Genomic DNA, 26050 nt, shown 5'->3' with positions numbered 1-26050 from the left:
GCTAGCCGCCCTTTGGGCGTCCGGCTTATAGTGCACGTCGCGCCAGTCCAGCCAAATCGCAGGATCACAGCTTGTCCAATGTCACTCCGCCAGCTTCTGTGAGCAGCACCCCACCGGCGCCCGGCTCGTCCCTGCGCGGTACATTAAAGGGTGCGCTGGCGACGCTCGTGCTTTTATTGCTGGCGTTGCTGTTCTGGCAACTGCTCGATCAACTGCGCGAAACCCAGAAAAACCAGCGTCAGTACACCATCGATTACACCGCCGACCTCGCCGCGCAGGTCAGCCTGAACATGGCGCTGAACGCGCAAATCGCCCTCAATCTGCTACCGATCGTCGAACAACCGCAATCAGCCGACGAACAGCAGGTGCTATTGCGCAAGCTCCAGCAATCCTTGCCTGACCTGCGCAGCCTGGCCCTGCTCACCCCTTCCGGCAAAATCATCAGCGACAGTGACGACAACAGCCACGACGCCAGCTACCTCACCGAACTGGTACGCCGCAGCCGTGCACAGGCGCATTACTTCAGCAACGCCGACGACGGTTCTGTGGTGCATCTGTTATTGCATCAGGCCAGCGGCAGCACGCGCGGTTATTGGGCATTGCGCCTGACGCCGACGTTCTTCGACTCGCTGACCAAACAGGGCGAAACCGGCATCCGCCCATTGTGGCTGGTGGAAAACCGCCTCAATCATCAGATCATCAGCCGTGACGAAGCGCAGCCCTCGGCCAAGGCTGGCGTCTTGAGTCCGGACGACATGGCCAACACGGTGTTGACCGTGCCGCTGAGCAGCAGCGACTGGCAGTTGCGTGGTCTGTTTGACCGCCAGCGTGTGCTCGAAGAACTGCTGCCGGCGTTCATCGGCAAATGCCTGCTGGGCCTGGCGTTCTCGATGTTGCCGGTGATTGCCCTGCTCAACATGCGCCGGCGCCAGCGCCAGTTGCATGAGGGTCGCCGGCGTTATCAGGACATCTTCGAAGGCACTGGCGTGGCCCTCTGTGTGCTGGACCTGTCCGGTCTGAAGCAGGTCTTCGACAAGGCGCAGATCCAGACCAGCGACCAGCTCAAGGCCTGGCTCGACCAACCGGCGCAACGCCAGCAACTGTTGCAGGAATTGCGCGTCACCGAGGTCAACCAGGTCGCGCTGCAACTGCTTAACGTCAACTCCTGCGAGCACGCCTGGCAGCTGTTGATCGACGGCCATCCGCACCGCCAGTGCGCCATCGGCAATCAAGTGCTCGACGCCGTGTTGCAGCAACAAAAGCAGCTGGAACTGGAAATCAAACTGCCGGACATCAACGGCCGCGACCAACATCTGTGGATGGTATTGCGCCTGCCCACCGAGCAACACGACTACAAAGCGGTGATCCTCAGCATCAACGACATCACCAGCCGCAAGCTGATCGAACTGTCGTTGCTCGAACGCGAAGGCTTCTGGTCGGACGTGGTGCGCACCGTGCCGGATCATCTGTATGTGCAGGACGTGATCAGCCAGCGGATGATTTTCAGCAACCACCACCTCGGTCAGACCCTCGGCTACAACCGCACCGAATTGCACCAGATGGGTGAGTATTTCTGGGAGATCCTGCTGCACCCGGAAGATGCCGACTACTACCATCGCTCGCGGCAGATGCAGCGCCACGCCGGTTACAGTCAGTTGCTCCAGTGCCAGTTGCGTTTCCGCCATCGCGACGGCAAATGGCGGCGTTTCGATATTCGCGAACAGGCACTGGCACGGGACAAACACGATCAGGTCACGCGGATCATCGGCGTGGCCAAGGACATCACCGAACAGATCGAAGCCAGCGAATCCCTGCGCGACAGCGAGCAGCGCTACCGCATGCTCGCCGAAAGCATCAGCGACGTGATTTTCTCCACCGACAGCAAGCTCTCGCTGAACTACGTCAGCCCGTCGGTGCAGGCCGTGCTGGGTTATGACGCCGAGTGGATTTTCCAGAACGGCTGGCAATCGACTATCGCCAACCCGCAACAACTGAGCGGCATCTACACGCTGATGGATCGCGTCAGCAAGGCGCTGGACAAACCCGAGCAACTGGCGGTGTTGCGCAACCAGGTACAGACGCAATTGTTCCTGTTCGACTGCCTGCGCGCCGATGGCCGCAAGATCCCGATCGAGCTGCGTCTGGTGCTGGTGTGGGACGAACATGGTGCGTTTGAAGGCGTCCTTGGTGTCGGTCGCGACATCAGTCAGCAGCGCCGCGCCGAGAAAGACCTGCGCATGGCCGCCACGGTTTTCGAACACTCGACCTCGGCGATCCTGATTACCGACCCGGCCGGTTACATCGTGCAAGCCAACGAAGCCTTCAGTCGCGTCAGCGGTTATGCCGTGAGCGAAGTGCTCGACCAATTGCCGAACATGCTCACCGTTGATGAGCAGCAGGACGCGCACCTGCGCTACGTGCTCAAACAATTGCATCAACACAGCACCTGGGAAGGCGAAGTCTGGCTCAAGCGCCGTAACGGCGAGCATTACCCGGCGTGGGTCGGCATCACCGCGGTGCTCGACGACGAAGGCGATCTGGCCAGTTACGTGTGCTTCTTCAGCGATATCAGCGAACGCAAGGCCAGCGAGCAGCGGATTCACCGCCTCGCCTACTACGACGCCCTGACCCACTTGCCGAACCGCACGCTGTTCCAGGATCGTCTGCACACCGCGCTGCAATCGGCCGAGCGGCAGAAGTCGTGGGTGGTGCTGATGTTCCTCGACCTCGACCGTTTCAAACCGATCAACGACTCCCTCGGTCACGCCGCTGGCGATCGCATGTTGAAAGACATGGCCACTCGCCTGCTGGCCTGCGTCGACGATGACGACACCGTGGCGCGCATGGGCGGCGACGAATTCACTTTGCTGCTGCAACATCGCTCCAGCCGCGAACTGGCGCTGAACCGGGCGATTCATGTGGCCGAGCAGATCCTTGGCAGCCTGGTGCGGCCATTCGTGCTCGAAGGTCGCGAGTTCTTTGTCACGGCCAGTATCGGCATTGCCCTGAGTCCACAGGACGGCAATGAACTCAGCCAGTTGATGAAGAACGCCGACACCGCGATGTACCACGCCAAGGAGCGCGGCAAGAACAACTTCCAGTTCTATCAGGCCGACATGAACGCCAGTGCGCTGGAGCGTCTGGAACTGGAAAGCGATTTGCGCCACGCCTTGGAACAGAACGAATTCGTCCTGTATTACCAACCGCAATTCAGCGGTGACGGCAAACGCCTGACCGGCGCCGAAGCGCTGTTGCGCTGGCGCCATCCGCGCCGTGGCCTGGTGCCGCCGGGGGATTTCATTCCGGTGCTGGAAGAGCTGGGTCTGGTGGTGGACGTCGGCGACTGGGTGATCAGCGAGGCGTGCCGTCAGCTGAAGACCTGGCACCAGAATCGTGTGCGTGTGCCGAAGGTGTCGGTGAACATCTCGGCGCGGCAATTTTCCGATGGCCAACTCGGCACGCGGATCGCCACAATCCTGCGTGAAACCGGCCTGCCACCGGCGTGTCTGGAGCTGGAGCTGACCGAAAGTATCCTGATGCGCGAAGTCAGCGAAGCGATGCAGATTCTCGCCGGGCTGAAAAACCTTGGCCTGAGCATTGCGGTCGACGACTTCGGCACCGGTTACTCATCGCTGAACTACCTAAAACAATTCCCGATCGACGTGTTGAAGATTGACCGCACCTTTGTCGATGGTTTGCCGTCCGGTGAGCAGGACGCGCAGATCGCCCGGGCGATCATCGCCATGGCGCATAGCCTGAATCTGGCGGTGATCGCCGAGGGCGTGGAAACCCATGAGCAACTGGACTTCTTGCGTGAGCATGGTTGCGATGAGGTTCAGGGGTATCTGTTCGGCCGACCGATGCCGGCGGGACGGTTTGAGGCGCAGTTCAGCAATGATGCACTGTTCATGTTCGACTGAAGATCTGCGGCGCGCCCTTCGCGAGCAGGCTCGCTCCCACAAGGGATTGATGTCGGTCAGGAAATCGCAAGAGCACCTCGGTTACTGTGGGAGCGAGCTTGCTCGCGAAGAGGCCTTCAAAAGCACCGCACATCTGTCATGAACGCCACTTGTCTGCGACATGATGTCGTTTCATATGCCATCCAAAACCCATTGGGTTAGAATGCCCCCCTTTTCTGCCCCCGATCCTTGAGGACCGCCATGTTCAGCCGTGATTTGACTATTGCCAAGTACGACGCCGACCTTTTTGCCGCCATGGAGCAAGAAGCTCAGCGCCAGGAAGAACACATTGAGCTGATCGCTTCGGAAAACTACACCAGCCCAGCGGTGATGGAAGCTCAAGGCTCGGTCCTGACCAACAAGTACGCTGAAGGCTACCCAGGCAAGCGTTACTACGGTGGTTGCGAGTACGTTGACGTTGTTGAGCAACTGGCCATCGACCGCGCCAAGGAACTGTTCGGCGCCGATTACGCCAACGTTCAGCCGCACGCCGGTTCGCAAGCCAACGCTGCCGTTTACCTGGCCCTGCTGCAAGGTGGCGACACCATTCTGGGCATGAGCCTGGCCCACGGTGGTCACCTGACCCACGGCGCCAGCGTTTCCTCCTCCGGCAAGCTGTACAACGCCGTACAGTACGGCATCGACGCCAACGGCCTGATCGACTACGACGAAGTCGAGCGTCTGGCGGTTGAGCACAAGCCGAAAATGATCGTGGCCGGTTTCTCTGCCTACTCGCAGATTCTCGACTTCCCACGCTTCCGCGCCATCGCCGACAAAGTCGGTGCTTACCTGTTCGTCGACATGGCTCACGTAGCCGGTCTGGTTGCCGCTGGCGTTTACCCGAACCCGGTGCCTTTCGCTGACGTCGTGACCACCACCACCCACAAGACCCTGCGCGGTCCACGTGGCGGCCTGATCCTGGCTCGCGCCAACGCCGAGATCGAGAAGAAGCTGAACTCCGCGGTATTCCCGGGCGCCCAGGGTGGCCCGCTGGAGCACGTGATCGCCGCTAAAGCGATCTGCTTCAAGGAAGCGCTGCAGCCTGAGTTCAAGGCCTACCAGGAACAAGTGGTGCTGAACGCCCAGGCCATGGCCGAAGTGTTCATCGAGCGCGGTTTCGACGTAGTGTCGGGCGGTACCAAGAACCACCTGTTCCTGCTGTCGCTGATCAAGCAGGACATCTCCGGTAAAGACGCCGACGCCGCGCTGGGCAAAGCGTTCATCACCGTGAACAAGAACTCCGTGCCAAACGATCCACGCTCGCCGTTCGTCACGTCCGGCCTGCGCTTCGGTACTCCGGCTGTGACCACTCGCGGCTTCAAGCAAGCCGAGTGCAAAGAGCTGGCTGGCTGGATCTGCGACATCCTGGCTGACCTGAACAACGAAGCGGTGATCGACGCCGTTCGTGAGAAAGTCAAAGCCATCTGCAAGAAACTGCCGGTATACGGCGCTTAATTGCGACGTTAACCCCGCAGCATGAAAAACCGGCCAAGTGATTGGCCGGTTTTTTTTCGCCCCTGATTTCCCGTGTGGGAGCTGCCGAAGGCTGCGATCCTTTGATCTGGGTCTTAAAAACGAGATCAAAAGATCGCAGCTTTCGGCAGCTCCTACACGTGGTTTTGGCCACTGGTCAGACCGGTCATGCCAATTTTGATATTTTCACTTGTCATCCCAAAAAAACCGAGCGTAGACTGCACCCGCACTGGACATACCGGTAAGACCACAATAATTAAGTCCTGAATCTGATGCGTTCAAGCGCACGGCAGCCAGGACACCGACCAGGATTCCTCCCATGCTCAGATGGTGCTCGCGTTCAATCTTCCTCCAAGTGGTTCTCGGACTGATGCTCGGCATCGTCTGCGGGCTGACCCTTCCTGAATACTCGGCCCAGCTCAAACCGCTCGGCGACGGTTTCATCAAACTGATCAAGATGCTCATCGGCCTCATCGTGTTCTGCGTGGTGGTCAGCGGCATCAGCGGCGCCGGCGATCTGAAGAAGGTCGGGCGCATCGGCCTTAAATCGGTGATCTACTTCGAAGTCCTGACCACCATCGCGCTGGTGATCGGCCTGGTCTTCGCCTTCAGCACCGGCATCGGCAGCGGCGCGAATATCCATCTCGAGCAATTGTCCGCCGCCGATATGGGCGATCTCGCCGAACGCGGCCAGCACATGCACACCACCACGCAGTTCCTGATGGACCTGATCCCAACCTCGGTGATCGGCGCCTTCGCCGACAACAACATCCTGCAAGTGCTGCTGTTTTCGGTGCTGTTCGGCAGCGCGTTGAATCTGGTCGGTGAAGCGGCCTCCGGGATTTCCCGACTGATCAACGAACTCAGCCATGTGATCTTCCGCATCATGGGCATGATCGTGCGTCTGGCACCGATCGGCGTGTTCGGCGCCATCGCCTTCACCACCAGCAAATATGGCCTTGATTCGCTGCAACACCTGGGCAGTCTGGTCGGTTTGTTCTACCTGACCTGCATCGCATTCGTCAGCGTGATTCTCGGTCTGGTGATGCGTGCTTCCGGCCTGCGCATGTGGCCGCTGTTGAAGTATCTGCGTGAAGAACTGCTGATCGTCATGGGCACGGCATCGTCCGACGCCGTGCTGCCACAGATCATGCGCAAACTCGAACACCTCGGCATTGGCAGCTCGACCGTGGGTCTGGTGATTCCGACCGGCTACTCGTTCAACCTCGATGGTTTCTCGATCTACCTGACTTTGGCCATTGTGTTCATTGCCAACGCCACCGGCACGCCGCTGGCCATGACCGATTTGCTGACCATTTTGCTGGTGTCGCTGATCACCTCGAAAGGAGCCCACGGGATTCCCGGTTCGGCACTGGTGATTCTCGCAGCGACGCTGACCGCGATCCCGGCTATTCCGGTGGTCGGTCTGGTGTTGGTGTTGGCGGTGGACTGGTTCATGGGCATCGGCCGGGCACTCACCAATCTCATCGGCAACTGCGTCGCCACGGTGGCGATCGCCCGTTGGGAAAAAGACATTGATGTACAGCGAGCCAACAAAGTACTCAGCGGCCAGCAGGGCTACACCTTTCAGCCGCGTAAAACAGCAACTCCGGCGCACCAGCAGGAGTTCTGATTTCAACCCTGCAGGCGCTGCCGCAAGCGGCGATCTTTTGATCGAATTTGCGGCGGCCCTCGCAGGCACATGGAGCAAGACAAGTGATTACCACATCAACCGTCGTCAACTCAGTCGTAGAAAAACTCCGCGCCGCATTGGCCCGTGGGCAGTGGCGCTCCGGCGACATGCTGCCGGGTCAGCGCGAACTGGCCGAACAACTGGGTATCAGCCGCCCGAGCCTGCGTGAAGCGGTGATCGTCCTGGAAACCCTTGGTCTGGTGCGTTCGATGCCGGGCAAAGGCGTGGTCGTCCTCGACGCACAACTGAGCGACAGCCAGAGCCACGACAGCGCGGTGGCCGGCGCCAGCCTCGAAGACGTGCTGCAACTGCGCTACACCCTTGAGCCGTTCATTGTCGGTCTGGTCGCACAATCGATCAGCAGCAAGGAAGTCGGCCAGTTGCGCCTGACCCTGATGGACATGCGCGAAGCCCTCGAAGCCGGCGACAGTGAAGCCGGGGTCAGCGCCTACATCGCCTTCCACGAAGAGCTGTTCACCCTGACCTCGAATCCGATCTTCCAGAGTGTGGTGCAGCAAACCAGCAATGCGCTCAAGCAGAGCGCCGAGGTGCTGCGCAATTCCCCTGAACATCTGGCGGAACGCCTGGAAGAAAACGAAGCCGTAGTCCGCGCGATCCGCAGCAAGAACAGCGCCCAGGCCAGCGCCGAAATGCGTCGGCACATTTTGCGCGAAGGCCAGCGCATGGGCATTGAGCTGAATATTCCGGAAGACAACTTGAGTCGCTGATCCAATGGGAGACCGGTCATGAACAGTTTCGCCTCACCGTCGCCAACCCGATCGACTACTGCCCCCCTGCCCTTCTCCCGCCTGCGCACACCGGCGGAGGATCTGTATCCGCGGCTGTTCGATGCGATTCTGGAACAGCGCATCGATTCGGCCAGCCGTTTTACCGAGGACAGTTTGAAAGAGATGTTCGGCGCCAGTCGCGCCGACGTGCGCCGGGTGCTGACCCAACTGTCCCATGAGCACGTCATTGTCTTGCGCGCCAATCACCGGCCGCGGGTGGCGGCACCTGATCGGGAACAAACGCGGCAGGCCCTGCATGCGCGGCGGCTGACCGAGAGCACGCTGGTGCGTCTGGCCTGTCAGCGTCCGCAGGCAGACGATTTGAAGCACCTTCGCACGCTGATCGAGCGCGAACGTCAAGCGGTCGAGCAGGATCGGCGGGGTGCGGCGATTCGCTTGTCCGGGGAGTTTCATCTGCAATTGGCGCAAATGGCGGGGAATGCACCACTGGCGCATTTTCTTGGCAGTCTGGTGCCGCTGACGTCACTGGCGATTGCGCGAAGTGAGGGCCAGACGCATAGCTGTTGCGCATGGAAGGAGCATTTGGCGTTGCTGGAAGCAGTAGAGCGAGGCGATGCTTCCAAGGCCGGGATGCTGATGAATCGGCATTTGGATCTTCTTGAACAGGCACTGCTCGGTTCAGACCTTGAGCATTGTGCTGTCGGTTAGATAGCTATCGCGAGCAGGCTCACTCCTACATTTGAAATGCGTTCCCCTGTAGGAGTGAGCCTGCTCGCGATGGCGTCATTACGGGCACCGAAAGCCCATCAGGCAGAAGCCACTCTGGCAAACCCCGCCCGAATCGTCTCTTCCGGCAAATCATCGGCAATAAAAACAATCACACTTTCCCGCGCCTCACCCTCGGCCCATTCGGTATCCCAGTCAAAACCATAAAGCTTCAACACCCCCTGAAACACTAGGCGCCGATCCTCACCCGCGATGTTCAGCACGCCTTTGTAACGCAACAATTGCTTACCGTGTTCTTCGAGCAATTCATTCATGAACTCGCTGAGCTGATCGATATCCAGCGGCTGATCGGTGCGCAATACCAGACTGGAAATACGATCAATCGACGGCGCCTTGCTCACCGGGCGCAGGCTCAATCCGCCGCCGAGATCGGCGTTGAGGTTGAAACCGCGCACATCAAGAAGTTCTGCCAGATCAATGGTGCCGTGCTCGACTACACGAATCGGCGCCCGGCGGTTGATCCGTGTCAGCCGTTCGCTCAGCGCGTTGAACGTGGCTTCGTCGACCAGATCGGTCTTGCTCACCAACAAGCGGTCGGCAAAACCGATCTGCGCCTGGGCGATGGTCTGGGTCAGGTGTACGTCGGCGTGGGCGGCATCGACCAGGGTGATGATGCCGTCGAGCAGGTAGCGCTCGCGCAATTCCTCATCGATGAAAAAGGTCTGCGCCACGGGTGCCGGATCGGCCAGGCCTGTGCACTCGATGACCAGACGATCGAACGCAATCTCGCCGCTGTCCAGCCGCTCCAGCAGCAGGTACAGCGCTTTGGTCAGGTCTGTGTGAATGGTGCAGCACACGCAGCCGTTGGCCAGGGTCATGACTTGCACCGGTTCGTCACCGAGCAACTGAGTGTCGATGCCAGCGTCGCTGAATTCGTTTTCGATCACGGCGATTTTCAGGCCGTGCTCGGCTTTGAGGATATGGCGCAGCAAGGTGGTCTTGCCGGCACCGAGGAAACCGCTGAGTACCGTGACCGGGATGGGAGAGGACAAAACTCGATCTCCTTCAAATGAATGAACAACACAAAAACAAATGTGGGAGCGAGCTTGCTCGCGAAAGCGGTGTGCCAGTCAAATTATTCATCAACTGACATTCCGTATTCGCGAGCAGGCTCGCTCCCACAGGGATTACCTCAACCTTGCGCTGTCAGCTCAACAGCACTTCGGCCCACCCTTGCCACCGTAACGGGCTTCCTGACGTTCGCGAAAGAACATCTCGTAGCTCATCACCGGTTTGTCCGGGTGCTTGGTTTGCATATGCTCGACGTAGGTGTCGTAGTCGGGCATGCCGACCATCAGACGCGCGGCCTGACCGAGGTATTTACCGAGGCGACTCAGGTCATTGAACATGGTGCAATCCTCTGGTTACGCATCCGGCAGGGCCTGGAATGGCGATTCTTTATCCGTACGCTCTTTCTTGCCCCAGGCGGCGATGCCGACCTTGAGCGCATAGAACAGGATGCTGAAGACCACGAACAGGAACAGCGCGGTAAGCGTTGCGTTGGTATAAGCGTTGAAGATCACGTGCTGCATCTGCTCGACGCTTTTTGCGGGTGCCAGCACCTGACCATTGGCCAGCGCATCGCTGTATTTCTTGGCCAGCGACAGGAAGCCGATCGCCGGGTTGGCATCGAACAGCTTGATGAAGCCAGCGGTCGTGGTGCAGATCAGCAGCCAGGTGGCCGGCAGCAGGGTGACCCAGATGTAGCGCTGGCGCTTCATCTTGATCAGCACCACGGTGCCGAGCATCAGCGCAATACCGGCCAGCATCTGGTTGGAGATACCGAACAATGGCCACAAGGTATTGATGCCGCCCAACGGATCGATCACGCCTTGGTACAGCAACCAGCCCCACATCGCCACACAACCTGCGGTGGCGATCAGGTTGGCAGTCCACGACTCGGTGCGTCTCAGCGCCGGCACGAAAGAACCGAGCAGATCCTGCAGCATGAAGCGCCCGGCACGGGTGCCGGCGTCGACAGCGGTGAGGATGAACAGCGCTTCAAACAGGATCGCGAAGTGGTACCAGAACGCCATGGTGTTTTCACCCGGCAGGACACTGTGCAGAATCTGCGCGATACCGACCGCCAGGGTCGGCGCACCACCGGCACGGGCCAGGATGGTGGTTTCACCAATGTCATGCGCCACGGCTTGCAGCGCTTCGGGCGTGATCGCGAAGCCCCAGCTGGAAACCACTTGCGCAACCGATGCGACATCACTGCCGACCACAGCAGCCGGGCTGTTCATGGCGAAGTACACGCCAGGCTCGATCACCGACGCGGCAACCATTGCCATGATTGCCACGAACGATTCCATCAGCATGCCGCCGTAGCCGATATAACGGGCGTTGGTTTCGTTATCCAGCAGCTTCGGCGTGGTGCCCGAAGAAATCAGCGCGTGGAAACCGGATACCGCGCCGCAGGCGATGGTGATGAACAGGAACGGGAACAGACCGCCCTTCCACACCGGGCCAGTGCCGTCGACGAACTGGGTCAGCGCCGGCATTTTCAGCTCGGGCATGGTGATCAGAATACCGATCGCCAGGGCGACGATGGTGCCGATTTTCAGGAACGTCGACAGATAGTCGCGCGGTGCCAGAATCAGCCAAACCGGCAGCGATGCAGCGACGAAACCGTAACCGACCAGCATCCAGGTAATCTGCACGCCGGTGAAGGTGAAGGCCTTGGCCCACACCGGATCAGCGGCGATCTGACCACCGAGCCAGATCGACCCGAGCAGCAGCAACACGCCGACCACGGAGATTTCGCCGATGCGGCCCGGGCGGATGTAGCGCATGTAAATGCCCATGAACATCGCGATCGGAATGGTCGCCATTACGGTGAAGATGCCCCACGGGCTCTCGGCCAACGCTTTAACCACGATCAGCGCCAGCACCGCGAGGATGATGATCATGATCAGGAAGCAGCCGAACAGGGCGATGGTGCCGGGCACGCGGCCCATTTCTTCACGCACCATGTCGCCCAGGGAACGGCCGTTGCGCCGGGTCGACATGAACAACACCATGAAGTCCTGCACCGCGCCCGCCAGCACCACGCCGGCAATCAGCCAGAGCGTGCCGGGCAAGTAGCCCATCTGCGCGGCCAGCACCGGGCCGACCAAAGGTCCGGCGCCCGCGATCGCGGCGAAGTGGTGACCGAAAAGAATGTGTTTGTTGGTCGGCACATAGTCCAGACCGTCGTTGTTGAGCACGGCGGGGGTTGCCCGACGCGGGTCCAGTTGCATCACATTGTTGGCGATGAACAGACTGTAGTAACGGTACGCAACCAGATAAATGGCCACAGCGGCGACCACGATCCACAAGGCGTTGATTGCCTCGCCGCGGCGCAATGCCACTACGCCAAGGGCGCACGCTCCTACGATTGCCAGCACTAGCCAGGGTAAGTGGCGTAGCAGGCTATTATTATTTTTCATTTTATTATTCCAGCCAGGGTGGACAAGAAAGACAGCCACCCCGAGTTTAGCGCTTACGGCGCCAAAGGCCATACCCCGACATTGGTCTAGACGCTTTAGCGATTGGCTGGCGCCCGCATTCGCGGTCTATAGTCAGCGAACCTTCATGAGGATTGCGCCATGAGCGAGCACCCAGCTGAGCGTCGCCGCTTCAAACGTATCGCGTTCGATGCCAAGACTGAATTGAGTCAGGGCGAGTACATCTGGCCGGTCAAATTGATTGATCTGTCGCTCAAGGGTCTGTTGATCGATAAACCCGAGCCGTGGCTAGGTGATCGGGAGCGGCATTTTCTGGTCGATATTCATCTCAACGATGAGGTCGGCATCAAGATGGAGGTGCAACTGACCCACGACGACCATGGCCAGCTCGGCTTCGTCTGCAAGCACATCAGCCTGGAGTCCATCGAACGCCTGCGGCGCTTGATTGAGTTCAACCTGGGTGACCCGCAGGAGCTGGAACGCGAACTGGGTGCCTTGATCGAAATCTAGCCATCACTGCAAATCCCCTGTGGGAGCGAGCCTGCTCGCGAAGACGGTGTGTCATTGAGCAATGCTGCCGACTGACACGACCCCTTCGCGAGCAGGCTCGCTCCCACAGGTTCGGAGTTCACTCAAACAATGCGTCGAGGGCCTGTTCGAGGCGGGTCACGGCGATGATCTGCAAACCCGGAGGCGATTCCTTCGGCGCATTGCCCTTCGGCACGATCGCCCGCTTGAAGCCATGCTTGGCCGCCTCCTTCAGACGCTCCTGCCCACTCGGCACCGGGCGCACTTCGCCGGAAAGACCCACTTCACCAAACACCAACAGGTCATGCGGCAATGGCCGGTTGCGCAGACTCGACATCACCGCCGCCATCAACGCCAGATCAGACGCCGTTTCCAGCACCTTCACGCCACCCACCACGTTGAGGAACACGTCCTGATCATGGGTCGGAATGCCGCCATGGCGATGCAAAACTGCGAGCAACATCGCCAAACGGTTTTGATCCAGCCCCAGCGTCACCCGACGCGGATTGGCCAGATGGCTGTCATCAACCAGCGCCTGCACTTCCACCAGCATCGGCCGCGTGCCTTCCCACGTGGCCATGACCACGCTGCCGGGGACTTCTTCCTGCGCACGAGTGAGAAAAATCGCCGAAGGGTTGGAGACTTCTTTCAACCCCTTGTCGGTCATGCCGAACACACCGAGTTCGTTAACCGCACCGAAACGGTTTTTCACCGCACGCAGCAAACGCAAACGGCCATCGGATTCACCTTCGAAATACAGCACGGTGTCGACCATGTGTTCGAGAACTCGGGGCCCCGCGAGCGCGCCTTCCTTGGTGACGTGGCCGACGAGAAAAATCGCCGTGCCGCTCTGTTTTGCATAACGCACCAGCAGCGCCGCGCTCTCACGTACCTGGGAAACACCGCCGGGGGCCGATTGCAGCTGTTCGGTGAAGATCGTCTGGATCGAGTCGATCACCATCACCTTGGGCTTTTCCTGACGGGCGGTGGCGATGATGGTTTCGATGCAGGTTTCGGTCATTACCCGCAGTTGATCCTGCGGTAAGCCGAGGCGCCGGGCACGCATGGCCACTTGCTGTTGGGATTCTTCGCCGGTGACGTAGAGAGCCGGCATGCTTTTGGCCAGGTTGCACAATGTCTGCAACAGAATGGTCGATTTGCCGATACCCGGATCACCGCCGATCAGCACCACAGAGCCGTCGACCAGACCGCCACCGAGGACCCGGTCCAGCTCACCGGACGCTGTGGAAAAGCGCGGAATTTCTTCGATGCTGACTTCGGCCAGGGTCTTGATCTGCGCCTGCTGCCCGGCCCAGCCGGTGCGGCCGGTCGGTGCCGTGGCGCCGCCGCTTTCGATCATGGTCTCGGTCAGGGTGTTCCAGGCGCCGCACTCGCCGCACTGGCCCGCCCACTTGGGAAAGGTTGCGCCGCACTCGGTGCAACCGTACATGCGCTTGGCCTTGGCCATCAGAACCCCCGACAAAAACCGCGATGATAACGCACGTACCGCCGATCAGCGCGGCGCCGCACTACGGATTTCGCCACTGGCCAGACGCGCGGCGCTATTACCCAACGGATCTTCGGCATTCAGGTCCGCGCCCTTGGCCTTCAGCGCATCGAGCAATTCCAGACGCTTGAACAATCCGGCGTACATGGCTGCCGTCTGCCCGGCGCCATTGCGCTGATCGGGGCTGCAATCGGTGGCCATCAAGCGTCGGGCGATCTGTACTTCACCTTTGAAAATCGCCCCCATCAGCGCGGTGTTGCCACGTTGATCCTGGGCACAGGCATCGGCGCCGGCTGCAAGTAAACGCTCCACGGCCGGAGCCTGACCGTGATAGGCCGCCAGAATCAGCGCGGTGTAACCCTTGCTGTCGCGGGTGTCGAGGGAATAGCCGGACTCGATGAACGTGTCGAGCATCGGCACATCACCGCGTCGGGCCGCATCGAAGTAATAGTCGCGCAGTTGGGCCTGGATTGCCTCGGGACTCTGCTCGACCGGTGCCGCCCATGCCGCGAACGACAGGCAACCGGCCAAGAATAAAAGACAGCTTCGCATCAGCATTCTCCTTTAACGGAACGGGGCCTGACTCAGGCCCCGCGTGCGCTGCATCGGTATCAGTCGACCAGTTTCGCTGCCAGCGCCTTGACCCGGCTCAGGTCGCCTTTGGCCACTTCAGTGACGCCAGTGCCATATTCCGGATCGGCCTTATAAAGGAAGGACAGGATGATGTGCTTGCTCTCATCATCGGTGGTTGCCAGCGAGCCGCCGAAGCTGTCGATCAAGTCCCGGCGTTCTTGCTTGCTGAACGAGCGATACAGATCGCCGGCCTGCTTGAAGTTCTGCTCACGCTGGATTTTCGCCTGCTGGGTGCTGCCCGATAGCGCCGATTGGCTGTAACGCGCGCTTGGTGTCTCGTCACGGGGTTGCAGTCGGCTTGGCTGGTAGTTCACACCGCTGTTGCTGGCACCGAAGTTCATTGCGCCATCCTGATTGCCATTGTTCACGGCAACTTTCGGCGCATTGATCGGCAATTGCAGGGCATTGGCACCCAGGCGATACATTTGCGTATCGGCATAGGAGAACACTCGACCTTGTAACAAACGGTCTTCGGAAGGTTCGATACCTGGAACTACATTGGCTGGCGCCATGGCCACTTGTTCGGTTTCCTGGAAGACATTCGCCGGATTACGGTTCAACACCATTTGTCCAACTTTTCGCTCAGGAATACCTGGCCAGATCTTGGTAGCGTCTAATGGATCAAATTCAAACTTGGACAAATCTTGTGGTTTCAGCACTTGAATGTACAAGTCCCATTTCGGGAAGTTACCTTTATTAATGTTGCTCACCAGGTCATTGGTCATATGACTGTAGTCTTGACCCTGGACGTTCGCGACTTGTTTTGGCGTGAGGTTATTAAGTCCCTGCAAGCTCTTCCAGTGAAACTTGACGTAGTGGACTTCACCCTTGGCGTTAATCAACTTGTAAGCATGAACACCATTACCGTCCATTTCTCGATAACTGGCCGGCGTTCCCGAGTTCGAATACAACTCGGTCAGGGTACGGGTGGCTTCCGGTACATGGGAGAAGAAGTCGAATCGGCGCGAATCGTCATCTAGGTTAGTCCGAGGGTCCGGTTTGAACGCATGCACCATGTCCGGAAACTTGATCGCGTCACGGATGAAAAAGGTCGGGAAATTGTTGCCGACCAGGTCCCAGTTGCCGTCGGCCGTGTAGAACTTGGTGGCGAAACCTCGTGGATCGCGCAGGGTTTCCGGCGAGTGATTACCGTGCACCACCGCAGAGAAGCGTACGAACACCGGTGTGCTCTGGCCAGCAGCAAACACTTTGGCCTTGCTCAGGTCGCTGAGATCGTTGGTGACCGTGAACGTGCCATGGGCGCCAGTGCCGCGGGCGTGAACCACGCGCTCGGGAATGCGCTCGCGATCGAAGCGCTGCAGCTTCTGAATCAACTGTACATCCTGCAGCAGCACCGGGCCGCTGGCACCGGCGGTCTGCGAGTTCTGATTGTCGCCGACGGCGGCACCGTTATCGCGGGTCAGGGGCGCGGCGTTAACCGAAAAGGTCAACAGGCTGGCGGTGAGTACACCGAGGGTGCGGCGACGGGGAAAAGCCCCCAGTCCAAGTGCGGAATTCATATCAGGATCCTCTGGTTGTTTTGGGGCGCATCCAGATGCGCCAACCCAAGGCTAGAGGCCTGCGGCGTTGAACATAAATAGAAAGAACGTAACACCATGATTGAGAAAATTGGCTTTCCGATCAGCGAGTTACCGTATATTTCGCGCGCGATTGATGGCACTTTGCAAACTAATCGCCAATTGATGTGTCGATAAAAACGGGCATTGTAAGAAGGTGTTTCGCGCAGGACGCGTTTTGCTGATTTACACTGCGTACACCAAACTCATCTGTAACAAGGAAATAACTATGGGCGTGCTTAGCGAGTTCAAGGCCTTCGCGGTCAAAGGCAATGTGGTCGACATGGCCGTTGGTATCATCATCGGTGCTGCCTTCGGCAAGATTGTTTCGTCATTTGTCGGTGACGTCATCATGCCGCCAATCGGCCTGTTGATCGGTGGGGTGGACTTCAGTGATCTGGCCGTCACGCTCAAGGCCGCCGAGGGCAATGCGCCTGCAGTGGTAATGGCCTACGGCAAATTCCTGCAGACCATTCTGGACTTCGTGATCGTCGCGTTCGCCATTTTCATGGGTGTCAAAGCGATCAACCGCCTCAAACGCGAAGAAGCCGTGGCCCCTACCCTGCCACCGGTTCCGACCAAGGAAGAAGAGTTGCTGGGCGAGATCCGCGACTTGCTCAAGGCCCAGAACACCCGGCCCTGAATGCTGTGCACGATAGAAACAACGGCGCCTTCGAGGCGCCGTTTGTTTACCAGTAATTTTCCACAGCCACCTGACCGGGCCGGCGGGTCAGGCTGAGGCTCATGTGGCGTTTTTTCAGCAGCGCGCGGGTGTCATCGATCATCTGTGGATTGCCGCACAGCATGACGCGCGAGTGCTCCGCCGACAGCTCCACACCCGCGACGCGCTCCAGTTCACCATTTTCAATCAGGGTAGTGATGCGCCCGTGCAATGCGTCAGGATGCGCTTCACGCGTCACCGTCGTGATGAACTGCAATTTGTGCGCATGTTCGCTGAGGTATTCACGCTGCGTGAGTCCGGCAATCAACGCCTGATAGGCCAACTCCCGCGCCTCGCGCACGCTGTACACCAGAATGATTCGCTCGAATTTTTCCCAGACTTCGAAGTCCTGCAAAATCGACAGAAACGGCGCTACCCCGGTGCCTGTGGATAACAGCCACAGATCGCGACCGTCGACGAAACGGTCCAGCGTCAGGTAGCCGAAAGCCTGGCGATCCACCAGCAAGGTGTCGCCGACCTGCAGCCGACTCAGCTCACTGGTGAACTCCCCGCCCGGCACGACAATGGAAAAGAACTCAAGAAACTCGTCAAAAGGCGACGACACCATCGAATAGGCACGCCACACAATGCTGCCATCGGCTTTGGCCACACCGAGCCTGGCAAACTGCCCGGCGCGGAAACGGAACCCTGCATCCCGACTGGTACGCAAGGTAAACAGGCTTGGGGTCAAGGGTTGAACATCAAGCAATGTCTGCGTGGTGTATTTCTCGGCACTGGCGGTCATGAGGCACTCCATTGAACGATTGCTGCCAGTGTCGCGCATATTGGTCGCCTTAAACACCGACGATGAGTAATGGCATTCAGCTATTCACCTACATGAATAGAAACTCAACTCATCAAGAAACCTTAAATGTAAAACTGAAAGTTAGGATGACGACCTGAATACTAAACGCCGTCATTCGCTAAGAACTTTTTATAAAAACATTCCCACCATCAATATCGAAAAAATTTAATGCCCCTTGTATGAAACGTCCTACACTCCGTTGCGTGCCGGATCTTTTGGATCCATTTTGCGCCCCCCCAGCAATACCAATGGAGACTCTGTAATGGAAACGTGGAAGGAGTCGCAGTTAAAGCAACTGACTTTCGCCAGGGATATAGACGCTGCTTATACGATTCTGTTGAGATTCGCCGAAAACCTGGGCTTTAACTTTTGTGCCATTTCGGTTACATCACCCAATCGGGAACTACGTCTTAATCCCTTGCAAATCAACAACTACCCCAAAGAATGGAACGCACAATATGATCAGAAACATTACAGTAAAATCGACCCACTGATAGCACACTGTAATCACTCAATGATGCCCATCGTCTGGAGCGAGTCGGTATTTTCAGAAAAGCCTCAGCTTTGGCAGGGTTTGCAGCAATATGGACTGCAATATGGCTGGTCACAGTCGTTCCACCATGAGCAAAGCGGTTTGTGCAGCATTATCAGCCTGGCGCGCAAGCATTGCCCCATCAGTCCTCTGGAGTTGTATGAACATTTTGGTTATATGTTCTACGCCACCAGTCACCTGAGTGAACTGTTCGCCAGGACGCTGCCGCCCCAATCTCTCAAGCCCCGCCAACCGCACCTGTCGCCCCGCGAACTGGAGGTTCTGCAATTATCAGCCGGCGGCAAGACCGCTTATGAGATTTCGAAAATCCTCAGCCTGAGCGAACGCACCGTGAACTACCACGTGCAGAACGTCATCGAGAAACTCAACGTCTGCAACAAGATTTCCGCTGTCATCGCGGCCGCCAGAGCCGGCATCATCTAATCAAGCAGTCTTGCGTCCCCTATAAAACGTGCAGGTAATAACCAAGAAAAAAACGTACCATTCGCGACCCTCCTGAGTGATGACGTGAACGTTCGGCGTTGCAGTACACTCGGTCGGTGCCGCAGCACAATGTCAGGGCTGTGGAACACCCCGTTGATTACCCTGAGTTCCCGCCCCATGCCTTTGCTTGATACGCCCTTTGCCCAACTCGACCTGATCCGCCAGCCCGAACAGCAGAACGAACCGCTGCAAGCCTTCGATGCCGCTGACGAATACCTGCTCAACCATCTGGCGGCGCAGCAACCGGCGGCAGACACGCACGTATTGGTGCTCAACGACAGCTTCGGGGCCTTGGCTGCCAGTTTGTCAGGCAAGGTCAGGGTCAGTAGCAGCGGTGACTCATTCCTCGGTTTCCAGGGGCTGGAAAAAAACCTGCTGCGCAATGGTCAGGCATTCGACGCTGTTCGCGGGATCCCCGCCAGCGAGCCATTGGTCGGACCTTTTGATCGGGTGCTGATCCGCGTGCCGAAAACCCTTGCACTGCTGGAAGAACAACTGATCCGTTTACAGGGGCAACTCGCGCCCGGCGCTGAAGTCGTCGCAGCGGCCATGGTCAAACACCTGCCACGCGCCGCCGGTGATCTGCTTGAACGCTACATTGGTCCGGTGCAAGCCTCGCTGGCGGTGAAAAAGGCTCGCTTGTTGATCGCCACGCCTGAAGCAAAAGCCCCGGCCGTCTCGCCCTACCCGTCACGCTATCGCCTCGACGAGCCACCGATCGAGTTGCTCAACCACGCCAACGTGTTCTGTCGCGAAGGCCTGGACATCGGCACGCGTGCGTTCCTGCCGCATCTGCCGAAAAACCTGGGCAACGCCCGCGTCGCCGATCTGGGCTGTGGCAACGGTGTACTGGCAATCGCGAGTGCTCTGCAGAACCCTGATGCGCACTACACGCTGGTCGACGAGTCGTACATGGCGGTGCAATCGGCTAGCGAAAACTGGCGCGCAGCGCTGGGCGATCGCGAAGTGATCGTGCGGGCCGGCGACGGTCTGGCCGGACAGGAAGCGCAGTCGCTGGACGTGGTGCTGTGCAATCCGCCGTTTCATCAGCAGCAGGTGGTGGGCGATTTCCTCGCCTGGCGCATGTTCCAGCAGGCGCGCGAAGCGCTGGTAGTGGGTGGCGCGCTGTACATCGTCGGCAACCGTCATCTGGGTTACCACAGCAAACTGGCGCGGCTGTTCCGCGGCGTCGAGCAAGTGGCCGCCACGCCAAAGTTCGTCATTCTCAAAGCGCGCAAGTAAACCTCAAGGCAAAAAAAACCCTCCGTGAGGAGGGTTGCAAAACCGTACCCGAAGGCGCCGGGACGGGATGATTCAGTGTGTGGTCAGGCCTGCCGCATTCATGAACAGGCGCATCAGGCTGGCAGCGATAAACAGCGCACCGACGCTACCGCCCCAGATCAAGGCCAACCAGCCGAGCCGCTGCCACAGCGGTTTTTTTTCGGCTTCTTCAATGTCGTGCAGGGAATGTTTGCCGGTCATTGTTTCGATCCTCATCAGTCAGATCGATGGCGCCGTTGCCGACGCCATCGCGAGCAAGCTCGCTGCCAAAGGGTTTCGCTTAGTGATAACCGTCCTCATGGGTGACCTTGCCGCGGAACACGTAGTAGCTCCAGAAGGTGTAACCCAGGATGAACGGAATGATGAACAGCGTACCCACCAGCATGAAGCCCTGACTTTGCGGCGGTGCGGCGGCGTCCCAGATCGAGATCGACGGCGGCACGATGTTCGGCCACAGGCTGATGCCGAGGCCGCTATAGCCGAGGAAGATCAGTACCAGGGTCAGCAGGAACGGCATGTAATTGGCATTGCGCGCCACGGCGCGGATCAGGCCGTACATTGTCACCAACACCAGAATCGGCACCGGCATGAACCAGAACAGGTTCGGCATGCTGAACCAGCGCGAAGCGATTTCCGGGTGTGCCAGCGGTGTCCACAGGCTGACGACACCGATCACCGCCAACAGCACGAATGCCAGTGGCCGCGCCAGATTGTGCATTTGCTCTTGCAACTTGCCTTCGGTTTTCATGATCAGCCAGGTGCAGCCGAGCAAGGCATACGCCACCACGAGTGCGGCGCCGCAGAACAGGGTGAACGGTGTCAGCCAATCCAGTGAGCCGCCGGCGAACTGCCGATTGACCACCGGCAAGCCGTCGATGAACGCGCCCAGCGCCACGCCCTGGAAGAACGTCGCCGCCACCGAGCCGCCGATAAAGGCTTTGTCCCACAAGTGGCGCTTGTCGTCCTTGGCCTTGAAGCGGAACTCGAACGCCACGCCGCGGAAGATCAATCCGATCAGCATGAAGATCAGCGGCAAGTACAGCGCCGACAACACCACCGAATAAGCCAGCGGGAAGGCGCCGAACAACGCCGCGCCGCCCAGTACCAGCCAGGTTTCGTTGCCGTCCCAGACCGGCGCGACCGTATTCATCATTACGTCACGGTCGACTTTGCCCGGGATGAACGGGAAGAGAATCCCGATGCCCAGATCGAAGCCGTCCATGACCACGTACATCATGATGCCGAAGATGATGATCACGGCCCAGATCAGCGGAAGATCAATACCCATGGCTCAAATCTCCTTGGTCAGGCTGGGGGTGTCGTGATCGGCATCGGCCGAATCGTCGGCGGCGGACAACGGACGCGCCGGAGTACGCTGCTTGCCTGGACCACCGTCCGGCGTCTCGGCGCCTTCGCTGATCTTCGGCCCTTTGCGCACCAAGCGCATCATGTAACCGAGACCTGCGCCGAACAGGGCGAAATACACCACCACAAACATGATCAGGGTGATGCTCATCTGCATGAAGCTGTGGTTTGAAGACGCATCCGCCGTGCGCATCAGTCCGTAGACCACCCACGGCTGACGACCGATTTCGGTGGTGAACCAGCCAGCGAGAATCGCGATCAGGCCGGAAGGCCCCATCCACAATGCCAGATAGAGGAACGGGCGCGAGGTGTAGAGCGTGTCGCGCTTACGCAGCCACAGGCTCCACAGACCGGTGAAGATCATCAGGAAACCGAGGCCGACCATGATCCGGAACGACCAGAACACAATGGTCGAATTCGGCCGGTCTTCCGGCGGGAATTCCTTGAGCGCCGGCACCTGTTTGTCCAGCGAGTGAGTGAGGATCAGGCTGCCGAGGTACGGGATCTCCACGGCAAATCTGGTTTTTTCTTCTTTCATGTCCGGCCAGCCGAACAGGATCAGCGGCGTCGCTTCGTCGCCCTTGTTTTCCCAGTGACCTTCGATCGCGGCGATTTTCGCCGGCTGATGTTCGAGCGTATTCAGGCCATGGAAGTCGCCGATGACGGCCTGGATCGGCGCGACAATCAGCGCCATCCACATCGCCATCGACAGCATGGTGCGGATCGCCGGATTGTCCTTGCCGCGCAGCAAGTGCCAGGCCGCCGAAGAGCCGACGAAGAACGCCGTGGCGACAAACGCAGCCGTTGCCATGTGCATCAGACGATAAGGGAACGAAGGGTTGAAAATGATTGCCAGCCAGTCGGTGGGGATTACCTGACCGTTGACGATCTCGAAGCCCTGCGGGGTCTGCATCCAGCTATTGGACGCGAGAATCCAGAACGTCGAAATCAGCGTGCCGATGGCCACCATGACGGTGGAAAAGAAGTGCAGCCCACGTCCGACCTTATTCCAGCCAAACAGCATCACCCCGAGGAAACCGGCCTCAAGGAAGAATGCCGTGAGCACTTCATAGGTCAGCAACGGCCCGGTGACGGCGCCGGCGAAGTCCGAGAAGCGGCTCCAGTTGGTGCCGAACTGGTAGGCCATGACGAGCCCCGAGACCACGCCCATGCCGAAGTTGACGGCAAAGATCTTCGACCAGAAATGGTAAAGGTCACGGTAGGTGTCGTTATGGGTTTTCAGCCACAAGCCTTCGAGCACCGCGAGGTAACTCGCCAGGCCGATGGTGATGGCCGGGAACAGGATGTGGAACGAAATGGTGAACGCGAACTGAATTCGGGCGAGATCGAGTGCCTCTAAACCGAACATAAGTCTTCCTCTGTCAGGTAATACCGGCTTCGGGGCTTGTGGCCCCTGCGCCTACTGCCCCCACGGATATGGAGTGCGGCGAATTCTGATTCGTTCTTTTTTAACAACCATCGCAACGCAGGGAGTCTGGCCAACGGGCCACCAGAGCATGGCCCGGGAGGGTTTTGATCTGGATCAAGCAACGTTGAAAGAGTAGTCCCATTTCCGACGAACAACTGCGTGGTCGTTTGCCGCGTGACAAGTTGCCTCATCGGCGCGGCAATGCTCTGCAATGGATTTCTTGCGGCGAGTTGGAGGAAATCGATGTCTGGCTAACTAAATTTTTTGTCATAGCAACTTCCTGTTACAGACTGGTGATAACCTCGCGGTTCCCCTCGAGCCAGACCTGCCTTCAGATGCCCAGCCAAGAGCCCCTGCTGTTACGTCACCATCGTCCGTTTCTCGCTTTCTGGTTCGCGCGGATCTTCACCGCCAGTGGCTTTCAGATGCTCACTGTGGCAATTGGCTGGAACCTCTACCAATTGACCGGCAACGTCCTCGATCTGGGTCTGGTCGGGCTCGTCGAATTCGCCCCGCGTGTGCTGTTCATGCTGCACACCGGGCATGTCGCTGATCGTTACGACCGGCGCAAAGTCGCGGCGATCTGTCAGTCGTTGCAGGCATTGATCGCCCTGGCGCTGGCCATCGGCAGCGCCACCGATCACGTCACCCGCGAGATGATCTTCATCCTCGCCTTCCTGCTCGGCGCGGCGCGTTCGTTCGAGATGCCGACCACCCAGGCACTGCTGCCGAGTATTGTGCCCAGCGCACTGTTCCCACGGGCGGTAGCAGCGGCACAATCGGCGCAACAGTCGGCAACCATCGTCGCCCCGGCGCTGGGCGGCTTGCTCTACGCGTTCGGCAGCGTCTGGGTGTATGGCCCGACCGTGCTGCTGTATGTCATTGCCTGCACCTTGATGCTCAACCTGCCCGCGCGACAGACGCCGTTGAACAAAGGCAAAGCCACGCTGGATTCGTTATTGGCCGGGATTCGCTTCATTCGCAGCCGCCCGGACATTCTCGGTGCTATTTCGCTGGATTTGTTTGCGGTACTGCTCGGCGGCGCCACGGCGTTGCTGCCGGTATTCGCCAAGGACATCCTGCTGACCGGGCCGTGGGGCCTCGGCCTGCTACGTTCGGCACCGGCGGTCGGCGCACTGGGGATGTCGCTGTTCCTCGCCCGATTTGCCGTAGAACGCAACGTTGGCCGAGTGATGTTCACCGCGGTCGGGGTATTCGGCGTTGCCACCATCGCCTTCGGCCTGTCGACCTCGTTCTGGTTCTCGCTGGCGGTGCTGGTGGTGCTCGGCGCGGCGGACATGATCAGCATGGTCATCCGCGCCTCTTTCGTACAATTGGAAACCCCCGACGAAATGCGCGGCCGGGTCAGCGCGGTGAACGGGCTGTTTATCGGCGCTTCCAATCAGTTGGGCGAATTCGAGTCCGGTGTCACCGCTCACTGGTTCGGTACTGTCCCAGCGGTGGTCATGGGCGGGATCGGCACGCTGGTGGTGACCGGGACGTGGATCAAGTTGTTTCCGACGCTGGCTAACCGGGACCGGATGCATGTGCCGGTGGAAGAGGTGAAGGTCTGACAACCTCCAAAACACAAAATAACTGAAAAGGTGCGGTACATAGTTACCGCACCGAGTGTAATGTATCGCCTTACACTCCAGCCCATGATCAAATCCTTCACTGACAGGAGGCAGGCTCATGCCCATGCACAACCCGCCACACCCCGGCGAAACCCTGCTGATGGATGTTTTGCCCGAGCTTGGCATCAGCGTGACCGAATTGGCCCGACACTTGGGCTTCGCGCGCCCACATCTTTCCCGTGTACTACACGGACATGCGCCAATCAGCCCGGATCTGGCTGTGCGTCTTGAGCGTGATGGCATTGGCAAGGCGCGTGTGTGGCTAGGCGTACAAACCGACTACGATCTGTGGCAAGCGGAGCATCGGGAGCAACCGGTTATCGAACTGATCGCTGTCCACGCCTGACACCTCCAGCCACTACAACTCCCCCGCCACTTTTGCCCGCAAGGCCTTGCCGCCGAGTTGCTCGACCAGCGTCAAGGCAAACTCCAGCGCAGCGCCTGAGCCTTGTGCGGTGACGCAGTTGCCGTCGACCACCACCGGTTGATCAACAAACGTACAGCCCGAGAGTTGATGGCTGGCGCTGGGCAGGCAGGTCATGCGCCGCTGGCGCAGCACGCCGAAGGATTGCAGGGCGATGGCCGGGGATTCGGCGATGGCGGCGAACAGGCGTCCGGCGCTGGCTTGATCCTTGAGCAGTTGTTGCAGCGGTTGATGTGCGGCCAGATGTTGTGAACCGACAACACCGCCGGGCAGTACGATCAGGTCGAAGGTTTGCGCCAGCACATCGACCAGCATGCCATCGGCGGTCAGGCGTGTGCCACGGGCGCAGGTGAGCATGCGTCGCCCTTCAATACTGGCGGCCACCACCTCGATGGCGGCCCTGCGCAGCACGTCGATCAGGGTCACGCTTTGCAGATCATCGATGCCCTCGGCGAGGGTAATCAGGGCTCTAAAGGTCATGGGCGTTATCCGCTGGGTGATCTTCCAAGCGTAGACAGCTTTGTCCGGCCCTGTTCGCAGACAGCCGTTACTTGATGTAAAGCTGGGTCGACATCGTATTGCGTGGCGCGTTGATCGAGGTGTTGCTGAAGGTGAAGGTGCCTTCCTGCTTGCCCGCCAGATCGAAGGTATAAAGAGAACCGACGGTTTTGTTGCCGGGAGTGCACTCGGTCAGGTTGCCGTTATCAAAGGCACAGACCGGCGCTCGGGTGCCGTTCACCTCGAAACCGTCCAGGGTGGCATGCGGCTGGCTCTGGCCGTATCCGACTTCCAGTACATAGACCTTGATGCTCGGCCCACTATGATTGCATTGGGTCTGCGTCCGGCCATCGGCGATGTCCTCCAGGCCACAGGCCGGCGATTGCACCTTGATCACTTTCACTTGGGTCAACGGCTCCGCCGAGGCCGCCAGCACTATCGGAGCCACGGCCATCAGTGCTGCAATCAAACCCGAAACCTTCATCCAGCACCTGCTCATGCGC

23 protein-coding genes are annotated in these 26050 nt (G+C 59.1%); 11 read left to right on the top strand and 12 right to left on the bottom strand.

Annotated features, from left to right (window positions below):
• Positions 1–71: 71 nt before the first annotated feature.
• The 5 genes from morA (at position 72) to BMY54_RS16970 (ending at position 8582) form a co-directional block, all read left to right on the top strand.
• On the top strand, positions 72–3920 hold the full coding sequence (gene morA, locus BMY54_RS16995; protein ID WP_093434777.1) for a cyclic di-GMP receptor MorA: 3849 nt from the start codon (positions 72–74) through the stop codon (positions 3918–3920).
• A gap of 240 nt (positions 3921–4160) precedes the next feature.
• Positions 4161–5414 carry a serine hydroxymethyltransferase gene (gene glyA, locus BMY54_RS16990; RefSeq protein WP_093434775.1) on the top strand — a complete coding sequence of 418 codons (1254 nt, stop codon included), beginning with the start codon at positions 4161–4163 and terminating at the stop codon, positions 5412–5414.
• A 337-nt stretch (positions 5415–5751) separates the two neighbouring features.
• Positions 5752–7065 (top strand): C4-dicarboxylate transporter DctA, encoded by a 1314-nt coding sequence (locus BMY54_RS16980; protein WP_093434772.1) that lies wholly within the window; start codon positions 5752–5754, stop codon positions 7063–7065.
• Positions 7066–7148: 83 nt separating this feature from the next.
• Complete coding sequence (locus tag BMY54_RS16975) at positions 7149–7853, top strand: FadR/GntR family transcriptional regulator (RefSeq protein WP_034153832.1); 705 nt, start codon at positions 7149–7151, stop codon at positions 7851–7853.
• An 18-nt stretch (positions 7854–7871) separates the two neighbouring features.
• Entirely contained in the window at positions 7872–8582 is a 711-nt protein-coding gene (locus BMY54_RS16970; protein ID WP_093434769.1) for a GntR family transcriptional regulator, read from the top strand.
• Positions 8583–8680: 98 nt separating this feature from the next.
• On the opposite strand, the gene yjiA is transcribed toward BMY54_RS16970, so the two are convergent.
• The 3 genes from yjiA to BMY54_RS16955 all read right to left on the bottom strand — a co-directional run bounded on the left by yjiA (position 8681) and on the right by BMY54_RS16955 (position 12091).
• Entirely contained in the window at positions 8681–9652 is a 972-nt protein-coding gene (gene yjiA / locus BMY54_RS16965) for a GTPase (protein ID WP_093434766.1), read from the bottom strand.
• Between the two features lie 159 nt (positions 9653–9811).
• The gene (locus BMY54_RS16960; RefSeq protein WP_003228401.1) at positions 9812–10009 is read right to left on the bottom strand and encodes a YbdD/YjiX family protein; all 198 of its coding nucleotides are present in this window, start codon (positions 10007–10009) and stop codon (positions 9812–9814) included.
• Between the two features lie 15 nt (positions 10010–10024).
• On the bottom strand, positions 10025–12091 hold the full coding sequence (locus BMY54_RS16955; RefSeq protein ID WP_093434763.1) for a carbon starvation CstA family protein: 2067 nt from the start codon (positions 12089–12091) through the stop codon (positions 10025–10027).
• A 159-nt stretch (positions 12092–12250) separates the two neighbouring features.
• Between BMY54_RS16955 and BMY54_RS16950 the strand changes: the two genes are divergently transcribed.
• Complete coding sequence (locus tag BMY54_RS16950; protein WP_093434760.1) at positions 12251–12619, top strand: PilZ domain-containing protein; 369 nt, start codon at positions 12251–12253, stop codon at positions 12617–12619.
• Between the two features lie 118 nt (positions 12620–12737).
• Here the strand turns inward: BMY54_RS16950 and radA are convergent, their stop codons facing one another.
• The 3 genes from radA to katB are packed head-to-tail and all read right to left on the bottom strand — an operon-like array spanning position 12738 to position 16297.
• Entirely contained in the window at positions 12738–14105 is a 1368-nt protein-coding gene (gene radA / locus BMY54_RS16945; protein WP_007909773.1) for a DNA repair protein RadA, read from the bottom strand.
• Positions 14106–14150: 45 nt separating this feature from the next.
• The gene (locus BMY54_RS16940) at positions 14151–14696 is read right to left on the bottom strand and encodes an ankyrin repeat domain-containing protein (protein WP_093434757.1); all 546 of its coding nucleotides are present in this window, start codon (positions 14694–14696) and stop codon (positions 14151–14153) included.
• A 59-nt stretch (positions 14697–14755) separates the two neighbouring features.
• Positions 14756–16297 carry a catalase KatB gene (gene katB, locus BMY54_RS16935; protein ID WP_093434754.1) on the bottom strand — a complete coding sequence of 514 codons (1542 nt, stop codon included), beginning with the start codon at positions 16295–16297 and terminating at the stop codon, positions 14756–14758.
• A gap of 286 nt (positions 16298–16583) precedes the next feature.
• Here katB and mscL point away from each other — a divergent pair, with 286 nt between their 5' ends.
• Entirely contained in the window at positions 16584–16997 is a 414-nt protein-coding gene (gene mscL, locus BMY54_RS16930) for a large-conductance mechanosensitive channel protein MscL (protein WP_093434751.1), read from the top strand.
• A gap of 46 nt (positions 16998–17043) precedes the next feature.
• Here the strand turns inward: mscL and BMY54_RS16925 are convergent, their stop codons facing one another.
• Positions 17044–17820, bottom strand: a complete 777-nt coding sequence (locus tag BMY54_RS16925; RefSeq protein ID WP_093434748.1) for a ferredoxin--NADP reductase — start codon at positions 17818–17820, stop codon at positions 17044–17046.
• A 322-nt stretch (positions 17821–18142) separates the two neighbouring features.
• Between BMY54_RS16925 and BMY54_RS16920 the strand changes: the two genes are divergently transcribed.
• Together BMY54_RS16920 and BMY54_RS16915 are read left to right on the top strand one after the other, a co-directional pair.
• Positions 18143–18856: an autoinducer binding domain-containing protein gene (locus BMY54_RS16920; protein WP_093434745.1), complete on the top strand. Its 714-nt coding sequence runs from the start codon at positions 18143–18145 to the stop codon at positions 18854–18856.
• Between the two features lie 177 nt (positions 18857–19033).
• On the top strand, positions 19034–20158 hold the full coding sequence (locus tag BMY54_RS16915; protein WP_093434742.1) for a methyltransferase: 1125 nt from the start codon (positions 19034–19036) through the stop codon (positions 20156–20158).
• Between the two features lie 72 nt (positions 20159–20230).
• Here the strand turns inward: BMY54_RS16915 and BMY54_RS16910 are convergent, their stop codons facing one another.
• The 3 genes from BMY54_RS16910 to BMY54_RS16900 form a co-directional block, all read right to left on the bottom strand.
• The gene (locus BMY54_RS16910) at positions 20231–20398 is read right to left on the bottom strand and encodes a DUF2474 domain-containing protein (RefSeq protein ID WP_093434739.1); all 168 of its coding nucleotides are present in this window, start codon (positions 20396–20398) and stop codon (positions 20231–20233) included.
• Positions 20399–20477: 79 nt separating this feature from the next.
• Positions 20478–21485 carry a cytochrome d ubiquinol oxidase subunit II gene (gene cydB / locus BMY54_RS16905; RefSeq protein ID WP_093434736.1) on the bottom strand — a complete coding sequence of 336 codons (1008 nt, stop codon included), beginning with the start codon at positions 21483–21485 and terminating at the stop codon, positions 20478–20480.
• Positions 21486–21488: 3 nt separating this feature from the next.
• Positions 21489–22931, bottom strand: coding sequence for a cytochrome ubiquinol oxidase subunit I (locus BMY54_RS16900; RefSeq protein WP_093434734.1), 1443 nt, complete (start codon positions 22929–22931; stop codon positions 21489–21491).
• 395 nt (positions 22932–23326) lie between these two features.
• Between BMY54_RS16900 and BMY54_RS16895 the strand changes: the two genes are divergently transcribed.
• On the top strand, positions 23327–24565 hold the full coding sequence (locus BMY54_RS16895; protein ID WP_007909739.1) for an MFS transporter: 1239 nt from the start codon (positions 23327–23329) through the stop codon (positions 24563–24565).
• A 118-nt stretch (positions 24566–24683) separates the two neighbouring features.
• Complete coding sequence (locus tag BMY54_RS16890) at positions 24684–24971, top strand: HigA family addiction module antitoxin (protein ID WP_093434731.1); 288 nt, start codon at positions 24684–24686, stop codon at positions 24969–24971.
• Between the two features lie 12 nt (positions 24972–24983).
• Here the strand turns inward: BMY54_RS16890 and BMY54_RS16885 are convergent, their stop codons facing one another.
• Positions 24984–25529: a DJ-1 family glyoxalase III gene (locus BMY54_RS16885; RefSeq protein WP_093434728.1), complete on the bottom strand. Its 546-nt coding sequence runs from the start codon at positions 25527–25529 to the stop codon at positions 24984–24986.
• A gap of 67 nt (positions 25530–25596) precedes the next feature.
• The gene (locus BMY54_RS16880; protein WP_371914442.1) at positions 25597–26031 is read right to left on the bottom strand and encodes a DUF4879 domain-containing protein; all 435 of its coding nucleotides are present in this window, start codon (positions 26029–26031) and stop codon (positions 25597–25599) included.
• Between the last annotated feature and the right edge of the window lie 19 nt (positions 26032–26050).

This window comes from Pseudomonas sp. ok266, assembly GCF_900110195.1.
GTDB classification, from domain to species: Bacteria; Pseudomonadota; Gammaproteobacteria; order Pseudomonadales; family Pseudomonadaceae; genus Aquipseudomonas; species Aquipseudomonas neuropathica.
Note: the sequence above shows the minus strand (reverse complement) of the source record. Positions and strands in the feature narration are given on the sequence as shown.

What these genes read in the sequence shown, in the direction of transcription:
- glyA (WP_093434775.1), top strand. Translation starts at nt 4,161, where the DNA reads ATGTTCAGCCGTGATTTGACTATTGCCAAGTACGACGCCGACCTTTTT.
- BMY54_RS16980 (WP_093434772.1), top strand. Translation starts at nt 5,752, where the DNA reads ATGCTCAGATGGTGCTCGCGTTCAATCTTCCTCCAAGTGGTTCTCGGA.
- BMY54_RS16970 (WP_093434769.1), top strand. Translation starts at nt 7,872, where the DNA reads ATGAACAGTTTCGCCTCACCGTCGCCAACCCGATCGACTACTGCCCCC.
- BMY54_RS16960 (WP_003228401.1), bottom strand. Translation starts at nt 10,009, where the DNA reads ATGTTCAATGACCTGAGTCGCCTCGGTAAATACCTCGGTCAGGCCGCG.
- BMY54_RS16955 (WP_093434763.1), bottom strand. Translation starts at nt 12,091, where the DNA reads ATGAAAAATAATAATAGCCTGCTACGCCACTTACCCTGGCTAGTGCTG.
- BMY54_RS16950 (WP_093434760.1), top strand. Translation starts at nt 12,251, where the DNA reads ATGAGCGAGCACCCAGCTGAGCGTCGCCGCTTCAAACGTATCGCGTTC.
- radA (WP_007909773.1), bottom strand. Translation starts at nt 14,105, where the DNA reads ATGGCCAAGGCCAAGCGCATGTACGGTTGCACCGAGTGCGGCGCAACC.
- BMY54_RS16940 (WP_093434757.1), bottom strand. Translation starts at nt 14,696, where the DNA reads ATGCGAAGCTGTCTTTTATTCTTGGCCGGTTGCCTGTCGTTCGCGGCA.
- katB (WP_093434754.1), bottom strand. Translation starts at nt 16,297, where the DNA reads ATGAATTCCGCACTTGGACTGGGGGCTTTTCCCCGTCGCCGCACCCTC.
- mscL (WP_093434751.1), top strand. Translation starts at nt 16,584, where the DNA reads ATGGGCGTGCTTAGCGAGTTCAAGGCCTTCGCGGTCAAAGGCAATGTG.
- BMY54_RS16925 (WP_093434748.1), bottom strand. Translation starts at nt 17,820, where the DNA reads ATGACCGCCAGTGCCGAGAAATACACCACGCAGACATTGCTTGATGTT.
- BMY54_RS16920 (WP_093434745.1), top strand. Translation starts at nt 18,143, where the DNA reads ATGGAAACGTGGAAGGAGTCGCAGTTAAAGCAACTGACTTTCGCCAGG.
- BMY54_RS16915 (WP_093434742.1), top strand. Translation starts at nt 19,034, where the DNA reads ATGCCTTTGCTTGATACGCCCTTTGCCCAACTCGACCTGATCCGCCAG.
- BMY54_RS16910 (WP_093434739.1), bottom strand. Translation starts at nt 20,398, where the DNA reads ATGACCGGCAAACATTCCCTGCACGACATTGAAGAAGCCGAAAAAAAA.
- cydB (WP_093434736.1), bottom strand. Translation starts at nt 21,485, where the DNA reads ATGGGTATTGATCTTCCGCTGATCTGGGCCGTGATCATCATCTTCGGC.
- BMY54_RS16900 (WP_093434734.1), bottom strand. Translation starts at nt 22,931, where the DNA reads ATGTTCGGTTTAGAGGCACTCGATCTCGCCCGAATTCAGTTCGCGTTC.
- BMY54_RS16895 (WP_007909739.1), top strand. Translation starts at nt 23,327, where the DNA reads ATGCCCAGCCAAGAGCCCCTGCTGTTACGTCACCATCGTCCGTTTCTC.
- BMY54_RS16890 (WP_093434731.1), top strand. Translation starts at nt 24,684, where the DNA reads ATGCCCATGCACAACCCGCCACACCCCGGCGAAACCCTGCTGATGGAT.
- BMY54_RS16885 (WP_093434728.1), bottom strand. Translation starts at nt 25,529, where the DNA reads ATGACCTTTAGAGCCCTGATTACCCTCGCCGAGGGCATCGATGATCTG.
- BMY54_RS16880 (WP_371914442.1), bottom strand. Translation starts at nt 26,031, where the DNA reads ATGAAGGTTTCGGGTTTGATTGCAGCACTGATGGCCGTGGCTCCGATA.